This is a genomic window from Cytobacillus luteolus, assembly GCF_017873715.1.
Classification (GTDB): Bacteria; Bacillota; Bacilli; order Bacillales; family Bacillaceae_L; genus Bacillus_BV; species Bacillus_BV luteola.
In genome coordinates, this window is the sequence record NZ_JAGGKM010000004.1 from 321,694 (window position 1) to 339,566 (window position 17,873).

Annotated in this window: 17 protein-coding genes; 5 read left to right on the top strand and 12 right to left on the bottom strand. The window is 36.3% G+C overall.

Features of this window, described 5'->3' with window-relative positions; translation table 11 throughout:
• Positions 1-5: 5 nt before the first annotated feature.
• The 8 genes from J2Z26_RS13630 to dnaE all read right to left on the bottom strand — a co-directional run bounded on the left by J2Z26_RS13630 (position 6) and on the right by dnaE (position 11,055).
• On the bottom strand, positions 6-398 hold the full coding sequence (locus tag J2Z26_RS13630) for an FxsA family protein (RefSeq protein WP_193535754.1): 393 nt from the start codon (positions 396-398) through the stop codon (positions 6-8).
• 124 nt (positions 399-522) lie between these two features.
• Positions 523-2,283, bottom strand: a complete 1,761-nt coding sequence (gene pyk, locus J2Z26_RS13635; protein ID WP_193535756.1) for a pyruvate kinase — start codon at positions 2,281-2,283, stop codon at positions 523-525.
• A 48-nt stretch (positions 2,284-2,331) separates the two neighbouring features.
• Positions 2,332-3,291: a 6-phosphofructokinase gene (gene pfkA / locus J2Z26_RS13640; protein ID WP_193535758.1), complete on the bottom strand. Its 960-nt coding sequence runs from the start codon at positions 3,289-3,291 to the stop codon at positions 2,332-2,334.
• Positions 3,292-3,577: 286 nt separating this feature from the next.
• The gene (accA, locus tag J2Z26_RS13645) at positions 3,578-4,555 is read right to left on the bottom strand and encodes an acetyl-CoA carboxylase carboxyl transferase subunit alpha (protein ID WP_193535760.1); all 978 of its coding nucleotides are present in this window, start codon (positions 4,553-4,555) and stop codon (positions 3,578-3,580) included.
• Positions 4,549-5,412 (bottom strand): acetyl-CoA carboxylase, carboxyltransferase subunit beta, encoded by an 864-nt coding sequence (gene accD / locus J2Z26_RS13650; RefSeq protein ID WP_193535762.1) that lies wholly within the window; start codon positions 5,410-5,412, stop codon positions 4,549-4,551. The genes accA and accD overlap by 7 nt, the downstream gene beginning before the upstream one ends.
• 142 nt (positions 5,413-5,554) lie before the next feature.
• Positions 5,555-6,178, bottom strand: a complete 624-nt coding sequence (locus tag J2Z26_RS13655) for a FadR/GntR family transcriptional regulator (RefSeq protein ID WP_193535764.1) — start codon at positions 6,176-6,178, stop codon at positions 5,555-5,557.
• Between the two features lie 9 nt (positions 6,179-6,187).
• On the bottom strand, positions 6,188-7,426 hold the full coding sequence (ystJ, locus tag J2Z26_RS13660; protein ID WP_193535766.1) for an NADP-dependent malic enzyme: 1,239 nt from the start codon (positions 7,424-7,426) through the stop codon (positions 6,188-6,190).
• Between the two features lie 239 nt (positions 7,427-7,665).
• The gene (gene dnaE, locus J2Z26_RS13665) at positions 7,666-11,055 is read right to left on the bottom strand and encodes a DNA polymerase III subunit alpha (RefSeq protein ID WP_193535768.1); all 3,390 of its coding nucleotides are present in this window, start codon (positions 11,053-11,055) and stop codon (positions 7,666-7,668) included.
• Positions 11,056-11,252: 197 nt separating this feature from the next.
• Between dnaE and ytrH the strand changes: the two genes are divergently transcribed.
• From ytrH to J2Z26_RS13680, 3 genes are all read left to right on the top strand, one after another.
• Positions 11,253-11,591: a sporulation membrane protein YtrH gene (ytrH, locus tag J2Z26_RS13670; protein WP_193470021.1), complete on the top strand. Its 339-nt coding sequence runs from the start codon at positions 11,253-11,255 to the stop codon at positions 11,589-11,591.
• Positions 11,549-12,091, top strand: a complete 543-nt coding sequence (ytrI, locus tag J2Z26_RS13675) for a sporulation membrane protein YtrI (protein WP_193535770.1) — start codon at positions 11,549-11,551, stop codon at positions 12,089-12,091. Before ytrH ends, ytrI begins: the two co-directional genes overlap by 43 nt.
• A gap of 130 nt (positions 12,092-12,221) precedes the next feature.
• Positions 12,222-12,410 (top strand): YtzJ family protein, encoded by a 189-nt coding sequence (locus J2Z26_RS13680; RefSeq protein WP_193535772.1) that lies wholly within the window; start codon positions 12,222-12,224, stop codon positions 12,408-12,410.
• A gap of 66 nt (positions 12,411-12,476) precedes the next feature.
• Here J2Z26_RS13680 and J2Z26_RS13685 read toward each other — a convergent pair whose 3' ends face one another.
• Positions 12,477-13,415: a DHH family phosphoesterase gene (locus J2Z26_RS13685; RefSeq protein WP_193535774.1), complete on the bottom strand. Its 939-nt coding sequence runs from the start codon at positions 13,413-13,415 to the stop codon at positions 12,477-12,479.
• Positions 13,416-13,591: 176 nt separating this feature from the next.
• Between J2Z26_RS13685 and J2Z26_RS13690 the strand changes: the two genes are divergently transcribed.
• On the top strand, positions 13,592-13,891 hold the full coding sequence (locus J2Z26_RS13690) for a YtpI family protein (RefSeq protein ID WP_193535776.1): 300 nt from the start codon (positions 13,592-13,594) through the stop codon (positions 13,889-13,891).
• Positions 13,892-13,951: 60 nt separating this feature from the next.
• Here J2Z26_RS13690 and J2Z26_RS13695 read toward each other — a convergent pair whose 3' ends face one another.
• From J2Z26_RS13695 to J2Z26_RS13705, 3 genes are all read right to left on the bottom strand, one after another.
• Positions 13,952-15,268, bottom strand: a complete 1,317-nt coding sequence (locus tag J2Z26_RS13695; protein ID WP_193535778.1) for a DRTGG domain-containing protein — start codon at positions 15,266-15,268, stop codon at positions 13,952-13,954.
• Positions 15,269-15,343: 75 nt separating this feature from the next.
• The gene (locus J2Z26_RS13700) at positions 15,344-15,589 is read right to left on the bottom strand and encodes a hypothetical protein (protein ID WP_193535780.1); all 246 of its coding nucleotides are present in this window, start codon (positions 15,587-15,589) and stop codon (positions 15,344-15,346) included.
• A 95-nt stretch (positions 15,590-15,684) separates the two neighbouring features.
• Positions 15,685-16,368 (bottom strand): metal-dependent hydrolase, encoded by a 684-nt coding sequence (locus J2Z26_RS13705; protein WP_193535782.1) that lies wholly within the window; start codon positions 16,366-16,368, stop codon positions 15,685-15,687.
• 365 nt (positions 16,369-16,733) lie between these two features.
• On the opposite strand from J2Z26_RS13705, the gene J2Z26_RS13710 reads away from it, so the two are divergent.
• Positions 16,734-17,831 carry a M24 family metallopeptidase gene (locus J2Z26_RS13710; protein ID WP_193535784.1) on the top strand — a complete coding sequence of 366 codons (1,098 nt, stop codon included), beginning with the start codon at positions 16,734-16,736 and terminating at the stop codon, positions 17,829-17,831.
• Positions 17,832-17,873: the final 42 nt, after the last annotated feature.

Genomic DNA, 17,873 nt, shown 5'->3' on the forward strand with positions numbered 1-17,873 from the left:
ATATGTTATCTTCTAATAATGGTAAACTGACCGTTATTTATCATTCTTTGAATAATCCTTCCAATCAATGGCTTTATGGTATTTCTAGTAGGTGGTAACAACAGAAAAAATCCTAATGCATCTGTTATAAAACCGGGAGTTAATAGTAGTGTTCCTCCTATTAAAATACAAATACCATCCATAATAGCATTGGCTGGTGGGTATCCGTAGGATATGTCCTCCTGTGCCTTTTTTAGAACTTCTATTCCTTGTTTTTTTGCTAACCATGCTCCTATTACACCAGTGGCGATTATTAATAGAATGGTTGGCCATACCCCAATTGTATTTCCAGAGAACACAAGTAATCCAATTTCTAATGCCGGAACAATTATAATCAGTGCAAAAAGTATACGAAACATTGTCTTAACCCCCGAATCTCTTTATAACAAAATTATTCTTGTCCCACTATTATATGCTTAGAAAAACAAAAAGAGAAGGAAAGATCATCCCTTCTCTTTAAACATTAACGTTCATTTATTTAAATTAAAGCACACTAGCATGACCATCGTAAATCACGCCACGTGACGCGTCTACAGTAATATCTTGCCCGTCCTTTATAAGTGTTGTAGCATTTTCTACACCTACAATTACTGGTATACCTAAACTAAGTCCTACAACTGCAGCATGGCTTGTTAGCCCACCCTCTTCTGTAATCAGAGCAGAGGCTTTTTCAAGTGCTTGCATCATATCACGGTCTGTTCCAACAGTAACAAGGATCGCTCCATCTTCCATTTTGCGATTAGCTTCCTCACCAGACTTAACAATGATAGCTTTGCCATACGCTGTTTTTCTACCAATTCCTTGTCCCTTCACGATCACATCACCAACCACATGAATTTTCATAAGGTTAGTTGTGCCCGTTTCACCGACTGGTACTCCGGCAGTTATCACAACTAAGTCCCCTGGTGTAATGATACCAGATTGTATCCCTTCTTGAACAGCAATATCTAACATCTCATCTGTTGATGTTGCTATGCTTCCAGCTTGTGGATATACTCCCCATGCAAGTGCTAATCTTCTAGATGCTGATGGACTAGTTGTAACAGCGATGATAGGTGCCTTAGGTCTATATTTTGAAATCATTTTAGCAGTATGACCACTTTCAGTAGGTGTTATGATTGCAGAAACATCTAGATTTAAAGCAGTATGTGCCACAGATTGACCAATTGCATCTGTAATTGTAATTCCACTTTGCTTACTACGAGTAGAAAGCATTTCACGATATTGTAATGCTGTTTCAGCACGTGATGCGATATTATGCATTGTTTGAACAGCTTCTTGAGGGTAATTTCCAGCCGCTGTTTCTCCAGAAAGCATAATTGCATCTGTCCCATCAAAGATAGCGTTAGCCACGTCACTTGCTTCTGCACGTGTAGGTCTAGGATTACGTTGCATTGAATCTAACATTTGAGTTGCAGTAATTACAGGTTTACCTAAGGCGTTACATTTCTTGATTAACTCCTTTTGTACTAATGGTACTTCTTCAGCTGGTATCTCTACTCCTAAGTCACCACGAGCGACCATTAAACCGTCAGACACCTCAAGAATTTCATCAATATTGTCAACACCTTCTTGATTCTCAATCTTAGGAATAATTTCAATAGTTGAGGCATTATGCTTTTCTAGAAGATCACGAATTTCAAGTACATCTGAAGCACGTCGTACGAACGAAGCTGCAATAAAATCCACACCTTGTTCAATCCCAAAGATAATATCATTTGTATCTTTTTCAGTAATGCCTGGTAGTTTTACCTGCACCCCTGGAACATTGACACCCTTTTTATTTTTAAGGGTTCCGGTGTTTAGTATTTTCGTCGTAATCTCTTGATTTTGGTGGTCAATTGAAAGAACCTCTAGACCAATTAATCCATCATCCAATAAAATTTTTGAGCCAATATTCACATCTTCTATTAAACCAGGGTATGTAATTGAAAATTTTTCAAGCGTTCCTACTGTTTCGGTCATGGAAACAATAATTGTTGAGCCTTCTTTTAATTCAATTGCCCCATTTTCCATAGTATGAGTACGAATCTCTGGACCTTTGGTATCAAGAAGTATAGCAACCGTTTTACCTGTTTTTTCTGAAGCCTCTCGAATGTTTTTTATTCTCGCCCCGTGCTCTTCATAGTCACCATGTGAGAAGTTAAGTCTGGCTACATTTAAACCCGCCTCAATTAACTTTGTAAGCATCTCTACACTTTCACTCGCGGGACCTATTGTACATACAATTTTAGTTTTTCTCATTTTTGAACTACCTCCTCTATCAATTGTGGAAACGATTCCACACCCATTCTAAATAGACAATTCTTTTGATAATTGATACATATTTTCCTCAATCTTATGTGGTCTTTCAAGAATTTCTAGAATATCATAGTCAACCAGCTTATTATTCTCGATACCTACAGAGCGTCCACCTTTACCTTCTATTAATAACTCTACAGCTCGAGCACCTAAACGGCTAGCTAGAACACGGTCAAATGCAGTAGGTGAACCACCACGTTGAATATAGCCAAGCACACTGACTCTCGTCTCTAATTGAGTTGCTTCGGTTAACTCTTTGGCAAAGTCTACTCCACTTCCAACACCTTCAGCAACAATAATTATACTATGTTTCTTACCTCTATCATGTCCTCTTTTTAAACGAGAAACTACATCATTCATATCATAATCAGCTTCAGGGATAAGAATTGTTTCAGCACCTCCTGCCAAACCTGACCAAAGTGCAATATCCCCAGCATGTCGACCCATAACTTCAATAACATATGTACGCTCATGAGATGTAGCCGTGTCGCGAATTTTATCAATTGCATCAATTACTGTATTAAGCGCAGTATCAAAACCAATCGTAAAGTCAGTTCCTGGAATATCATTATCAATTGTTCCAGGTACACCAACACATGGAAATCCATGTTCTGTTAGTTTTTTTGCGCCACGATAAGAACCGTCTCCACCAATTACAACTAGTCCTTCTATGCCAAGGCTTTTTAGTTGTTCAATTCCTTTTTGCCTGCCCTCTGCTGTTTTAAACTCTTCAGATCGGGATGTATATAGCATAGTACCACCACGATGGATTATATCACCTACGGAACCAAGTTCAAGCTTTTTAATTTGACCGTTTATTAATCCTTGATACCCCTGGTATACACCGTATACTTCAATGTTATGAAAAATTGCTTTACGAACAACAGCCCTAATTGCTGCATTCATTCCTGGCGAATCTCCACCACTAGTTAGTACACCAATTTTTTTCATAGTCTCACCTCAGGTTAATTTAGTTCGATATGTAACATTCCTATATGCATTCACATGAGTGCGTTGCTACTATTCATTGTTTAACATACCATGAAGAATTATTGAAGACAATAGAGTGATAAATGAATACATAGAAAACTATGTGTCAAATTTACAACAATAAAGTGAAGAGTAGTTGAGAATGTTTTTATACTTATTTATTGTTTCTTTAATGAAAGATAATATTCTTAAGTATCAAAACCAAAAGAACGTGCCCCGATAATGGAATCGCACGTTCTTGGCAATATTACTGTACACCTATATAATCATTCGTACTCTGAAATTCACCAATCGATTTAAACTTTTCATAACGATGTTTAACTAATTCAACCTTCCCCATTTTAGTTAATAATGAAAGTGACTCTCTCAATACACGGTCAATATGTGCAGTTTGTGTTTCAACATCCTTATGAGCTCCACCTTTAACCTCAGGGATAATTTCATCAATTACTCCAAGCTCTTTTAAATCTGGAGCTGTAATTTTCATCGTCTCTGCTGCTTTCTTTGCTAAACTAGCATCTTTCCAAAGTAATGCAGCTGCACCTTCTGGAGAAATAACAGAATAAGTGGAATTCTCTAGCATATGTATATGATTCCCAACTCCTAACGCTAAAGCTCCACCACTTCCACCTTCACCTATTACAATGCATACAACTGGAACGGTTAGACCGGCCATTTCAAATAGATTTTTTGCTATCGCTTCACTTTGACCACGCTCTTCTGCTGCCTTCCCAGGATATGCACCCTTAGTGTCAATAAAACAAATGATAGGGCGGTTAAACTTTTCCGCTTGTTTCATTAAACGAAGAGCCTTACGATACCCCTCTGGGTGAGGCATTCCAAAATTGCGACGAATGTTTTCCTTCGTGTCTTTCCCACGTTGGTGACCAATTATTGTAACAGGAAGACCATGATACTTTGCAATTCCACTAACAATTGCTTCATCATCTCCATAGTAGCGGTCCCCATGACATTCTAAAAAATTCGTAAACAGTCGCTTAATATAGTCGAGAGAGGTAGGACGTTCTGGATGTCGTGCTATTTGAACTCTGTCCCACGGCTTCATGTTTCCATAAATCTCGTTTTCTAATTTTGCTAGTCTACCTTCTAGCTTCTCTAACTCATCCGTTAAATCTACATCTGTATTTTTCGTAAACTCTCTTAACTCTGAGATTTTTTTCCTTAATTCTATAACCGGACGTTCAAATTCCAATTCTCCTACCAATTCAACTCACCTCCAGGTTGGTGTATATCTAGTACATTAGCAAGTGTTTCTTTCAAATCCTGACGATGAACAACTGCATCCAATTGTCCATGCTTAAGAAGAAACTCCGCAGTTTGGAAATCAGAAGGTAGATCTTCACGAATCGTTTGTTCAATAATTCTTCTACCTGCAAATCCTATTAAAGCACCAGGTTCTGCAAAATTGTAATCTCCTAAAGAGGCAAAACTAGCAGAAACTCCACCTGTTGTTGGGTGAGTCATAACTGAAATGATTAATCCACCCTTATCACTATGCATTTTTAACGCTGAACTTGTTTTTGCCATCTGCATTAAACTTAAAACGCCTTCCTGCATTCTCGCTCCGCCTGAGGCTGTAAAGATAATAAAAGGCACACCTAATTCTGATGCTTTTTCAATGGCTCTCGTAATTTTCTCTCCTACTACTGAACCCATACTCCCCATTCTAAAACTTGAATCCATAATGGCAATAACCGTTTTGTTACCGTTTATTTTACCTTCACCAGTTACAACAGCCTCATTAATTCTAGCTTTTTTTCTATCTTTTTCAAGTTTCTCAAGGTAATCAGGAAATCCTAATGGATTTTGAGAGAGCAATTCTCTATCATATTCCATGAATGAACCTTCATCTAGTAAACTTTGGAGTCTGTCATGTGAATTCATCATATGATGATGGTCACAATTCATACACACTCGCAAATTTTTATTTAATTCTTTAGTATACATGATCTTCTTGCAGTTTGGACATTTTGTCATTATTCCTTCAGGTACATCTTGCTTTGCCTGTTCAGATGGAATAGAAGCATACTTTTTCTTCTTTACAAATATATCTTTTAACAAGCATAAACCTCCCTTACTTAATAGCAACCCTACAGTTTACGGACTATATAGAGATAATAGAACAAAGCAATCTTTCTTTAGTTCCCTCTCTCTATTACTGTAACGAAACAAGCCCAAACATTTTGTTGAAACATGTCATACGTTATTCGACAATTTCTTTAATTGCGAGCTTTTCATAGATATGTAATGCTTTTTCCACATTTTTTGAAGAAAAAGCATCAAGTAGTTCTTGATAGAGTGATTTATTATTTTTAGTAGGGTCTTGGACTTGTAGCACTAGGAAATACTCACTAATCACTTGCCAAAGTCGTAGAAATAAACTGTTATTAATTCCCTTTACCACTCCGCTAAAAAACTCATGACGTGTAAATTCTGTCGTATTAATAAGTTCACTAAGACTTTGTAATTGCTTCTCGCTCATTCTCTCGCAGGCTAAAACAATACTATCACGTTCAATTAAATACTTTGTTTCAATTAAATCTTTTTTAACTTTTACATCTTCTAATATATACGTGCCTAATATTTGAACAAGCTGGTGGTCTCCAAAATTTTTTATAAAAGTGCCTTCTCCTCTTCTTGTCTCAATAATACCTAGGAGTTCCAGAGAACGTAATGCTTCTCGTACAGAAGATCTTCCAGCCTTTAAGCGTTCGGATAGCTCTCGTTCGGACGGAATTTTATCTCCGGCAACAAGTCCGTCTGCCACAATGATAGAACGTATTTGTTTTAATATTTCAATATATACCTTCGAATTTGAAGAGGTCACCTTCTTGAATCACTCGCCTTTACCTATAATAGATAATTTACGTGTTTTTTCTGCCACATCTTCAGGGTCCACTACTATTCTTGCAACTCCTGTTTCCATTGCAGCTCTTGCTACTCCTGCAGCTACTGCCGGGGCAACACGAGCATCGAATGGGGCAGGAATAACATAATCCGGACTTAACTCTTCCTCAGAGACTAAGCTCGCAATTGCTTCAACAGCAGCAATTTTCATCTGTTCATTAATATGAGTTGCACGAACATCGAGTGCACCTCTAAAAATACCCGGGAACGCTAAAACATTGTTTACTTGGTTTGGAAAATCTGAACGACCTGTCCCCACAACTTTAGCACCTGCAGCCTTTGCTTCTTCTGGCATAATTTCAGGGTTTGGATTAGCCATTGCAAAAATAACTGGATCCGAATTCATACTTGAAACCATTTCTGCAGTAAGTGCTCCTTCCACAGAAACCCCGATAAATACGTCTGCATCCTTTATTACATCTTGCAGCGAACCTTCTGCTCGTGCATTGTTTGTATATTTAGCTACTTCTTCTTTAACTGAATTCATTCCGTACGGTCTGCCTTCGTAGATAGCTCCTTTAGTATCACACATAATAATATCTCTTACACCATAACGATATAAAAGCTTGATAATAGCGATTCCTGCTGCACCAGCACCGTTTGCTACTACTTTAATTTCAGACATCTTTTTATCAACTAATTTTAATGCATTCACTAGTCCAGCAACTGTAACGATTGCAGTACCATGTTGATCATCGTGGAAGATTGGGATATTTGTTTCTTTCTTTAATCGTTCTTCAACAACAAAACAATTAGGTGCAGCAATATCTTCTAAATTCACTCCACCAAATGTTGGTTCTAGTAATTTTACAGTTTCGACAATTTTATCTATGTCTGTAGTATTTAGACAGATAGGAAATGCATCAACACCAGCAAAGCTCTTAAACAACACTGCTTTACCTTCCATAACCGGAAGAGCTGCCTCTGGTCCTATGTTGCCAAGGCCTAATACGGCAGTTCCATCAGAAACAACGGCTACCATATTACCTTTCATTGTATAATCATAAACCTTATTTTTATCATCATAGATTGCTTTACAAGGCTCGGCCACTCCAGGTGAGTAGGCTAAACTTAAATCCTTTGCATTTCTAACAGGAACTTTTGATTTTGATTCTAACTTCCCTTTATTTACTAGGTGCATATGTAATGCTTCTTCACGTAGGGTCATTATTTTCACTCCTCATAGTTTTAGGCTATGTAAAACAACCTGTTGATTTCTGCTGCAGGCATTCGCTTTCCGCAGAAATCAACAAGTGGGTCAACTTACACTAGGCTTTAACACAACCTAATTTTAAAAAAGGTAAATTACATCATTGTATAAATACTAGCCATAAAATAAAAATTCCAAAAGTGGTCAGACCACACTGATACCTTTACAATATAACATAATTTTGTTTTATGTAAAGATTAATGTTTTTTTAATACAACATTTTTTTCTCCTACTAATTCCTTTAACCTATTAAGGCACTCTTCACTACTATTTATCCAACTATCCTTTTGTAGCTTATATGTTTTCTTCTCATCCACATAATAGATGATGACTGGTGTTGAACCATGGTACTTTTTTAAAATCGCGTGTATATTTTGTATAGTAGATCCTTCTTTATGAATTGGTTCAATTTTAAGATACAAGGAGGACGATTCTTCTTTCATTGACTTTAGTTCTTCAATAGATACTACATTTTTTACGATTAACTGCTGCCTTTGGTCCCTTAACTCGATTTTCCCTTCAACTAACACTACTGTACCTTTTTGTAGTTTGGTAGAAAACTTTCGATAAATAGTTGGGAAAGTAACCGCTTCAATCTCTCCTGATTCATCACTAAGTGTTAAGAATGCCATTACTTCCCCTTTTTTTGTACGAATGGTTCGTTCATTTGTTATATAAACTCCTAGCTTCACAGATGTATCGAACTTAGATGGAGCTAGCTCCACAATAGGTTTGGCAAGCATCTTTTTGAATAGTGGTTCGTATGGGGTAGTCGGATGACTTGATAAATAGAATCCAAGTGCTTCTTTTTCAAACTTCAGTTTAGTTTCCGGAGAAAATGGATCAACTTTAATATATTTAGGCTTTAAATTAAATTCATCATTCATAAATAGGTCGAATTGCCCATCTTCACTTGGCCGAACTAATTCTGCATGTTCTATTGCTAAATCTAATGACGCTAATAACGTTGCGCGGTCCTCCCCAAATTCATCAAAAGTTCCTGAAGAGATTAGCATTTCAAGTGTTTTTCTATTTACGTTTTTTGTTGAAGTCCTCATACAAAAATCAAAAAGATCACTATATCTTTTCTGCTTTCTCACCTGAAGTATTTCTCTTAGTGCAGCAACTCCTACTCCTTTTATAGCTGCTAAACTAAACCTGATGTAACCTTTTTCCACTGTAAAAGGAAAACTACTGCTATTAATAGATGGAGGTAATAGTTTTATACCTTTTTGTTTTGCTTCTCTACTGTACTGAAAAATCTTATCTTCATTTCCTATCACACTTGTAAGTAATGCTGCAGTAAAATAGAGTGGGTAGTTTGCTTTTAAATAGGCTAATTGATAGGAAATGATACTGTATGCAACTGCATGACTCCTGTTAAATCCGTAATTTGCAAAACGGACAATTAAATCATAGGTTGAATGGGATGTTTCAAGAGTATACCCCTTATTTAAGCAGCCCTTTACAAAGTGTTCCCTTTCTTCATCAAGAACTTCTTTCTTCTTTTTACTAACAGCCCTTCGTAAAAGGTCAGCTTCACCTAATGAAAAACCAGCCATAGTAGCTGCGATTTGCATGATTTGTTCCTGATAAACAATTACACCAAAAGTCGTTTTTAATATTTCTTTCAAGTCTTCATGCGGATAGACAATCTGTTCACGACCATGTTTTCGTTCTATATAAGTTGGAATATTTTCCATTGGACCAGGACGATAGAGTGCATTTACAGCCACAATGTCTTCTATGTTAGTCGGCTCAAGATTTTCAAGAACTTTTCTCATACCTCCTGATTCCAATTGGAAAATCCCAGTAGTATCCCCGCTACTCAATAGTTCATATGTCTTAGCGTCATTGAAAGGTATGTTGTTTAATTGGATCCTTTTCCCTGTTTCTTTTCGAATGTAGGATAGAATATTATCCAAAATCGTTAAGTTACGCAAGCCGAGGAAATCCATTTTTAACAGTCCTAATTCCTCAAGAATGTCCATTGAATATTGAGTAAGATAGGTTTCGTTATGTCCTTCTTGAACTGGCACCAAGTTAGTAAGAGGTTCTTCACTAATAACAACTCCTGCAGCATGTGTGGACGTATGTCTAGGAAGACCTTCTAGTTTTATGGCAGTCTCATATAGTCTTTTACCAAGTTCAGAGCTACTTATATACTCGCGTAAAGAGTTTGATTCTTTAATCGCCTGTTTAAGTGTTATACCTAAACTTGATGGAATTTGTTTTGATATATAATCTGCTTCCTTCGGTGGAATCCCCATAACCCGTCCAACATCTCTAAGTACCGCCCGAGCTGCTAAAGTTCCAAAGGTAATAATTTGAGCAACGTGTAGTTGACCGTATTTTTGAGCAACGTAGGCTATTACTTCATCTCGTCGATTGTCTGGAAAATCAATATCAATATCAGGCATGGAGATTCTCTCTGGGTTTAAAAACCGTTCAAATAGTAACTGATACTTTATAGGATCGACATCTGTAATATTAAGAACATACGCAACTAGTGACCCTGCTGCAGAACCTCTACCAGGTCCAGTTAATATCCCATTTGAATGTGCAAACTTCATAAAATCCCATACAATTAAAAAGTAATCACTAAACTTCATAGATTTAATAACATCTAGTTCATATGTAAGTCTCTCAAGATAATTCGTTTTAATTTCTTCTCCGAACCTTACCCTTAGCCCCTCTGTACAAACCTTTTCTAGGTAATCATTCGAGCATTCATTCATAGGAGTAGGATATTTTGGTAATGCTGTTTTCCCTAACTCTATCTCTACATTACATCTGTTAGAAATATTCAATGTTTCTTCGAGTATTTCTGGGAAATTCCGAAATAACTCTACCATATTTGATATAGGTTTCATGTAATATTGGTCACTAGGTAGTTTGATTCGATCATCATCTGATAGTTTATTACCATTCTTAATTGCTATGAGACACTCATGTGCAAAAGAGTCTTCTTTATTTAAATAATAGACATCATTTGTTGCTACAGGCTTTACCATTAACTCCTTAGAGAGTTCCATTAGACTTTTATTTAACATTTGCTGTTCGTTTAAACCATGGTCCTGAATTGATAAATAGAAATTTTCTAAACCAAAGATATTCTTATATGTATTTATCACTCTTTTCGCTACATCAACATTATCCTTTAAGATGGATTGTTCAATTTCACCTACTAGTCCAGGTGAAATGGCTAATAAGCCTTTACTATAATAGGGTAACCACTTCTTAGGCATACCTGCTTTTGATTTTGATTGAACTATACTACTAATTTTCAAGAGGTTTTGGTACCCTGCACTATTAATAGCAAGCAATACCAGAGGAAAAGCTGACGTGTTGGTTTCTTCACTATCCAATTGATCACCAATAATGGATACTGTTAACCCGATAATTGGTTTGATGTTTTGTTTTTTACACTCCTTAAAAAAAGGGACTGCTCCGTACATCACATTTTCATCCGTTAACGCGATTGCCTTATAACCAAGTGCCTTTGCTTTACTTACAAGGTCTTCTATTTTGGACGGACTATTTAACAAACTATACGCACTTCTAACTTGAAGATGTACAAAGGACACTAGCTACCCCACCTTTTTAAAAAATATTATTAAATATTTATATCAATTATAGAACTAATGAAATTAAGTGACAAATAAATATGAACTTGGTTTTATTTCTTTAGTTCATCCAGAGATAAACATAACTAGTCATGATTGTCCATATATATAACTAACATTTGTTTTTTCGTTTATTCTGTTTTAAGGAGATGGTTTTGTTGGATCTCAATGATGGTTTTATTCCAGCCTTTATTCAGAGCTATTTTATCGCGCTTGGTGTTTTATTAGGAGGAGCGCTAATTGGTGGAATTGGAGCTTTTTTATCAGGGGATGCCCCGTTGACTTATATTTTTAAATTTGCGGGTAAATTAAAAATCTGGGCGTTAGTTGCTGCCATTGGTGGAACCTTTGATGCATTTAACAGTTTCGAGCGAGGAATTCTTGAAGGACAAACGAAGGATATTTTCAAACAAAGCCTTTTAATCATTTCAGCGATGGGTGGAGCACAAACAGGTTGGATGATTATACAGTGGTTCACCCAGGAGCATGTATCATAATGAGAATACCACCTTATTACAAAAAACCAGGATGGCAACGTTTTTTCGCAGGAGTTTTCATGGGTGCATTGATAAGCTGGTTCGTATTTTTGTATATGTATGGAGTCCTACAGGAAAAGCAAATCCAACTTTTGGAGGAACAGATCGCTACTATAGATGATTTAAAAGATCAAAAAAAATTACTTCTAGAGGACTATGAAAAGTTAAATGAACAAAATAAAAGTAAGCTTAAAATCCAAGAAATTGACATTGAATTTTTGGACACAAGGAAAATTGAGCTTGCCGGCCTAACCATCCATCAATTAAAAACAGCAGTAAAAAAAGACCTTAATCATCTTATTGCGAAAGACATTGAAACTGTCTCACGAAATAAAGAGCTATTACGACAAACTATAGAAAATAAGGTATATGAAATTGATGACAAAAATTATCGCCTTCAAGTTTATACCATTTACTTCGATACCACAATGGAGATATTACTAAAAATTGATTTAATCTAATTGTTTTTTGTGAACATTTGTTGAAATTTTCTAAAAATTACTGGCATTTCTCACCCCTAATGTATAGAATAGAACTAACAAAGGCTTATGTCACGAATGTTCTAGAATAAACTATAGGGGGAGATGAGTCATGAAAATTTTAAACCGCCGGAAAATTGTACAGGAAAAGCTTGACCTAATTAAAGCGGGTTATTCTGCTTATGCCGAATCATTCGAGATTGCTACCCTTTTAAAAAAGGAGATTCAAGCTCTCAATCTGCAAGTTCACGAAGATATTACAAATGTAGGATCATGGTTTATTCCTGAAAAGGTTAAGTAATAAACAGACCTCATAAGTACATTTATCCATATTTTTTATAGAAAAAGTCGCTAAAAGGGCGACTTTTTAATCGTTACTACAGATTTCTTCTAAGTCTCTCACGACTTGCTCCGCTTCATCCCATGAATAAATTGAAGCTCCTGCCGCTAAAGGATGTCCCCCACCATTATATCGCCTAGCCACTTGATTTATAACAGGCCCTTTTGAGCGTAATCTTACTCTGATTTGATCTTCCTCTTCTACAAAAAAGACCCATGCCTTAATTCCCTCAATATTTCCTAAGATACTTACCAGTTGAGAAGCTTCTGTTGGTTTGACATTATATTTTTTTAGCATTTCATCCTTAATTATGACTGATGCCACACCTGTTGGAGTAAGGGTGAAATTCTGCAAAATATAACCACTTAAGGAAGCTACATTCGGTTTAGTACTATATAGATTTTCATATAAAACTGAAAATAAAAAGTTATATTCAACTAATTCTCCTGCATATTTGAACGTTTTAGGATTTGTACTTGGAAATAGAAACCTGCCCGTATCACCTACGATACCAGCATATATTAATCTTGCTGCATTTGTATTTAAGTGAAGACCTTGTTGTTTTCCATGTAAATATAGCTCATAGATCATTTCACTCGATGAACTTGCATTCGTATCTACCCAAATTACATCTCCGTATTGATCGTCATTTGGATGATGGTCAATTTTAATTAATAACTCCCCTAAGCCATAGCGTTGATCACAAATTCGTTCTTGATTAGCTGTATCACACACAATTACTAAAGCACCTTCGTACTCTTCATCCGAAATAGTATCCATTTTGTTTAAAAATGCTAGTGAGTCTTCATTTTCTCCTGCTATAAGAACATTCTTATCAGGATAGGATGCTTTTAGCATCTCTGCTAACCCACCCTGCGAACCATATGCATCAGGGTCCGGGCGCACATGACGATGAATAATAATTGTATCAAATTGCTTAATAGCCTCTAAAATTTTATCTTTCATTTTACGCTCCTTTTAGAACCTTTTTTTCAACTATTTACCTTTCTTTATTATAAAATAAGAAAATAGCATCGTGTAATAAATTTTGTTCAAAAAGCTGTCAAATTATTGTGGGTGGAATTATAGCGAATTTGTATGTAAAATAAGGATAGGTTGTACTATCAAGGAGGATTTTGAAAATGCCTATTTTTGTTATACTAATTATATTCTCTTTATCTTTTTATATCTTCTATAAAGCTAAATATTTCCGTACAAAGCGTCCGGTTGAAAAGCGCTGGGTATCAGCGAAGTCAAGCATTGCTTTAGGATTATTTGTGTTATTCTTTGCAATTAACCAGTTTTTCCTTCATACCTCGACGGTTTCTACTGTTGTAGGAATTGTGTTCTTACTTGTAGGTGGGGGAAGTATATGGGCTGGCTATCGAGCTTACAAATACTATTTACCATTAGCGATTGAAGAAGCAAACCAAGCTAAATAATGCATAGAAAAAAGGGACGGAGAAAGTCCCTTTTTTTGTTACGTTTATTATATGAGCCCCTTAGCGATCAATAATTTGAACCATCATTAAGGCCTTACCTACAACAACACCTTCATTATATACCTCAACGTCTACCTTACCAAATTTCCTACCAACCTCTAGAACCTTTGGCTTAATATCAATCATACTGTCAATTTGAACGGGCTTTATAAAATAAATGGTTATGTTTTCAATTACTAAGTCTCCTTTTTTATAGGAGCGTAATACCCTATTGGCTGCTTCAGTTACAATCGTTGTAAAAACACCATATGAAATTGTACCTAGATAGTTCGTCATTTGTGGAGACACTTCACAACGATATACCTCTTCGTCTTTTTTATCTCCAACAATTTCAACAAAACGATTTGTTACTATATCATCGATTGTATCCCCAACCTGTGGCTGTCTGCCTATCATTTGAAGTGCTTTTAAAACATCCTGACGACTAATCAATCCTTGCAATTTATTTCCTTGGTCTACTACAGGTAGGACCTCAATTCCTTCCCATACCATCATGTGAGATGCTGATGCAACCGATGTCTTTTCTAGGGCAGTCATCGGATGTTTAGTCATTACCTTTTCAATTAAAGTTGAATGTTCTTGACCAATAATATCTTTGCCTGAAACAATCCCAACTACCTTTAGCTGTTGATCTACAACTGGGAATCGGCTATGACCAGTTTTTACATTTAAGTCAAACCATCTACCCACATTATCTTGATTTGATAAGTAAACAGTAGCTTCAAGAGGTGTTAATATATCCTCCACTAGTACAATCTCTTTCTTGATTAATTGGTCATAAATAGCACGATTAATCATCGTTGCTACTGTAAACGTATCATAAGTACTAGAAATAATCGGTAACTGTAATTCATCTGCTAGCTTTTTCACATGATCTTCTGTATCAAATCCACCTGTAATCAACACAGCTGCACCAGCTTTTAAGGCTAACTCGTGGGCATTTGTTCTATTACCAACGATTAGTAAATTTCCTGCCCCAGTGTAACGCATCATTGCTTCAAGCTTCATTGCACCAATTACAAATTTATTCAATGTTTTATGTAAACCTGCTCGTCCGCCTAATACCTGACCATCAACAATGTTAACGACTTCAGCAAATGTTAGCTTCTCGATATTCTCTTTTTTCTTTTTTTCAATACGTATTGTCCCAACACGTTCAATCGTGCTAACATACCCTTTATTTTCAGCATCCTTAATTGCACGATATGCGGTACCCTCACTAACCTTCATATCCTTTGCAATTTGCCTAACTGATATTTTTTCGCCGACTGGAAGGCTGTCAATATGTTCTAAAATTTGTTCATGTTTTGTAGCCAAGCTTCTCACCCTTTAATGTAGCCATAATCTATCTAGTTTTATTATAAGGGTGAAAATTTTTTTATTCAATGTCCCCTATTGATATTGACGGAGCCTACGTCTGTTTTGTGTCATTTTATTAACTTTATATGATTTTTCTTTGTTCTTTTTTGGAGAATATAACAATCCTGCTAAATTACCTCCAATCACCATAAGCGCAAATAAAATCCATGCAGCAGAAAAGATAGCTTCTAACCCACCTGCATTTATAGACAATCTAGGTAACCCATAATATAGTAGAACACCACAAATAAGTAAGCAGAGTATTAATCTATTTTTCATATTCTTCCTCCTTCAAATATGCTTGTTTCATTTTATGCATAGAAGGAAAAAAAAGAAGTAGATCCGATAAATAGAGTACTTCTTTTTGAGTTTGTTTATAAGTTTATGCCCTCACCTGGTTTGAGAACAAGTCCTACATCTGTATTTAGTTTTTGCACAAAGCTCACTGGGTCCTGTTCAATAACTGGAAAGGTATTGTAATGAATGGGAACTACTTTTTTTGCATGTAACCACTCGGCAGCAAGTACTGCATCCTCTGGCCCCATTGTGAAATTATCACCGATTGGTAAGAAGGCTACGTCAATGATGTTTCTCTCACCTATTAATTTTAAATCTGAGAATAAAGCCGTATCACCTGCATGATAAATTGTTTTCCCTTCAGAAGTGAACAGAATACCACTTGGCATACCAGTGTACGTAATTTCTTTTGTCTCATAATTTGTATAGCTTGATCCATGAAAAGCAGGAGTCAATTTAACTGTGCCAAATTCAAAATCATGTTTACCACCAATATGCATTGGGTGTACATTTACCCCTTGCCAGCCAATAAATTCAGCCAACTCAAAAGGAGCAATAACAAGTGCATTATTTTTCTTCGCAAGCCCTACCGTGTCTCCAACATGATCATTGTGTCCATGAGTTAGTAGAATCACATCAACCTTCAGATTAGTAGCATCTAAGTCCGTTGAATTATTCCCAGTGATAAACGGGTCAATAATTATTGTCTTGCCATTAGTCTCTATTTTCACAACTGAATGTCCGTGATAAGATACCTTCATTTTATCTCCTCCAAGGTTATAGGTATTAAGCTTTAATCTCTTAACTGTTGATTTCTGCTGCAGGCACTCGCTTTCCGCGGGCGGTCCGTGAGCCTCCTCGTCGCTTCGCTCCTGTGGGGTCTCACATTGACGCGCTTCTCCCGCAGGAGTCTCGTGCCTTCCGCAGAAATCAACATGGTGTTCAAATAAACACCAAATCCAATTTTTAGTTAATATTCTAGCTATTTCATAAAAAATCCTGCAATAATACAAACTCAATATTTCCCCTTATGAAATGAATTAAACATAACTTATACATTTACTTTTGGTTTAGTAGTTGCTACTCTAAGTTTAGAACACTAAATACATAATAAGGTGGGTAATGTATGAAGCATAGAATTGAAGAGTTATCAAACTGGTTACAGCAAGAGGATATTACGATGAGCTTTTTAACATCAACGGCTAATGTCTTTTATTTAAGTGGGTTTTATACTAACCCCCACGAGCGATTATTAGGTTTATGTGTATTTCAAGACCAAGAGCCAATTTTAATCTGCCCAAATATGGAGGTATCTCAGGCTCGTTCAAAAGGTTGGGAATATGAGATTATTGGTTATAGTGATACTGATAATCCTTGGAGTATGATCCAGGCGTCATTAAATAAGCGTAATATTACCCCTACAAAAATAGCTGTAGAAAAAGAACACATGAATATTGAACGTTATGAAAAATTGCAGGAGCTTTTCGGTAATCCTGTCTTTGTAGCTGCAGAAGAAAAGATGCATCTTCTACGTATGGTGAAGGATGAAAAGGAAGCAACTATTTTAAGACAAGCAGCAGAGTTAGCAGACTTTGGCGTTGAAGTAGGAGTTAATGCAATTGCCGAAGGAAAGCCTGAGCTCGAAATTTTGGCTACGATTGAGTATGAACTAAAGAAAAAAGGGATAAATCAAATGTCATTTGCAACCATGGTGTTGACTGGACTAAAAACAGCTTCTCCACATGGTAAGCCAGGGTTAGATCTTGTTCAAAAAGGTGATTTAGTTCTATTTGACCTTGGAGTTGTTTTAGATGGATATTGCTCTGATATTACTAGAACAGTGGCATTCGGATCTATTAACGAAAAACAGAAGGAAATCTATGAGACGGTATTACGAGCGCAAAAAGAAGCTGTTGAAGCAAGTAAGCCGGGAGTGGCGATTGGATCCATTGACACGATTGCTCGTGATGTTATCACAGAGGCCGGTTTCGGTGAGTACTTCACACATCGTATTGGCCATGGATTAGGAATAGATGTTCATGAATTTCCATCTATGAATGCAACAAACACAATGCTGCTTCAAAGAGGGATGTCATACACTATTGAACCTGGAATTTATGTTCCGTCTATCGGAGGAGTTCGAATCGAGGACGATCTCTTAATTACAGAAGATGGGGTAGAAATATTAACAAGCTATCCAAAGGAATTACAAATTATTAAGTGAGTATAAGAAAAAATGGACCTTTCCTAATTATAGGAAAGGTCC

Bases quoted from the DNA above. Each gene is read 5' to 3' on its own strand.
- J2Z26_RS13630 (WP_193535754.1), bottom strand. From the start codon at position 398: ATGTTTCGTATACTTTTTGCACTGATTATAATTGTTCCGGCATTAGAA.
- pyk (WP_193535756.1), bottom strand. From the start codon at position 2,283: ATGAGAAAAACTAAAATTGTATGTACAATAGGTCCCGCGAGTGAAAGT.
- pfkA (WP_193535758.1), bottom strand. From the start codon at position 3,291: ATGAAAAAAATTGGTGTACTAACTAGTGGTGGAGATTCGCCAGGAATG.
- ystJ (WP_193535766.1), bottom strand. From the start codon at position 7,426: ATGACCCTACGTGAAGAAGCATTACATATGCACCTAGTAAATAAAGGG.
- J2Z26_RS13680 (WP_193535772.1), top strand. From the start codon at position 12,222: ATGAAAATTTTAAACCGCCGGAAAATTGTACAGGAAAAGCTTGACCTA.
- J2Z26_RS13685 (WP_193535774.1), bottom strand. From the start codon at position 13,415: ATGAAAGATAAAATTTTAGAGGCTATTAAGCAATTTGATACAATTATT.
- J2Z26_RS13690 (WP_193535776.1), top strand. From the start codon at position 13,592: ATGCCTATTTTTGTTATACTAATTATATTCTCTTTATCTTTTTATATC.
- J2Z26_RS13700 (WP_193535780.1), bottom strand. From the start codon at position 15,589: ATGAAAAATAGATTAATACTCTGCTTACTTATTTGTGGTGTTCTACTA.
- J2Z26_RS13705 (WP_193535782.1), bottom strand. From the start codon at position 16,368: ATGAAGGTATCTTATCACGGACATTCAGTTGTGAAAATAGAGACTAAT.
- J2Z26_RS13710 (WP_193535784.1), top strand. From the start codon at position 16,734: ATGAAGCATAGAATTGAAGAGTTATCAAACTGGTTACAGCAAGAGGAT.